The organism is Myxococcus llanfairpwllgwyngyllgogerychwyrndrobwllllantysiliogogogochensis (assembly GCF_006636215.1).
GTDB classification, from domain to species: domain Bacteria; phylum Myxococcota; class Myxococcia; order Myxococcales; family Myxococcaceae; genus Myxococcus; species Myxococcus llanfairpwllgwyngyllgogerychwyrndrobwllllantysiliogogogochensis.
Genome location: NZ_VIFM01000556.1, coordinates 1 through 1,028 on the forward strand (window position 1 = coordinate 1; position 1,028 = coordinate 1,028).

Below are 1,028 nucleotides of genomic sequence, written 5' to 3' on the forward strand. Positions count from 1 at the left end.
GGCTTGAGCCAACGCACGAGCGCTTCATAGCACCGGGGGGACGGCGGGCATCCGGATTCGAGCCGGGAGCGTTGAGTACTCCCGGACGTCGGAACACGGACACTGCGGTCGCTCGAAGCCCCCTCCCCTACCCGGCCGAGCGCTCCAGGACGGCCGCGAAGAACGCGTCGGTACCGTGGCTGTGGGGAGCGACGAAGAGGAAGCCATCGCGAAGACAGGCCTCCGAGAGCCACCCCGCGCCGGGACGGGTGAGACGGTAGTCGGGCCGAGCCGCGAGGAAGGCGGAGACGACGTCCTCGTTCTCAGCGCGGTTCACGGTGCAGGTGGCGTAGACGAGCCGTCCGCCCGGGCGCACCAGGTCCGCGCCGCGCTGGAGGATGTCGAGCTGGAGCGGTGGGAAGTGGGCGAGGACGTCGGGGGTGATGCGGAAGCGTTGGTCAGGGCCGCGGCGGAGGGAGCCCAGCTCCGAGCAGGGAGCGTCCACGAGGACGCGGTCGGCGCCGAGGCCCGAGGTGGGAGGGGTCCGGAGGACCTGGACGCGGGTGAGGCCGGCGCGGGAGGAGCGCTGGAGGAGTCGGTCGAGCCGCTCCGGGTCCGGGTCATGGGCGAAGAGGCGGCCGGAGTCGCGCATGGCGGCGCCGAGCTGGAGCGTCTTGCCCCCGGCGCCCGCGCACAGGTCGACCACGGTTTCGCCGGGGAGGGCCTCCAGGAGGAGGCCGAGGAGCTGGCTGCCCTCGTCCTGGACCTCGAAGCGGCCTTCCTGGAGGGAGGGCAGCGCGTAGAGGTTGGGCCGGGGCCCGTCGATGTGGAGGGCGAGCGGGCTCCAAGGGCCCGGGTGGGTGGAGACGCCCTCGGAGCGGAGGCGCTCGGCAAGTTCCTCGCGGGAGGAGCGGAGTGGATTGACCCGGAGGGTGATGGGCCCGGGGACGTTGAGGTGGGCGCAGAAGGCATCGGCGTCGGGGCCGAGCTCGCGGGAAAAGTGGTCGGCGAGCCAGTCCGGGAGGGAGTAGCGGAGGGCGAGCGAGGGG

1 protein-coding gene is annotated in these 1,028 nt (G+C 73.0%); it reads right to left on the reverse strand.

The annotated features are described in order from the left end of the window. Positions 1-127: 127 nt before the first annotated feature. The coding region (locus FJV41_RS49285; RefSeq protein WP_141649528.1) for an RsmB/NOP family class I SAM-dependent RNA methyltransferase at positions 128-1,028 on the reverse strand (901 nt) is incomplete at its 5' end.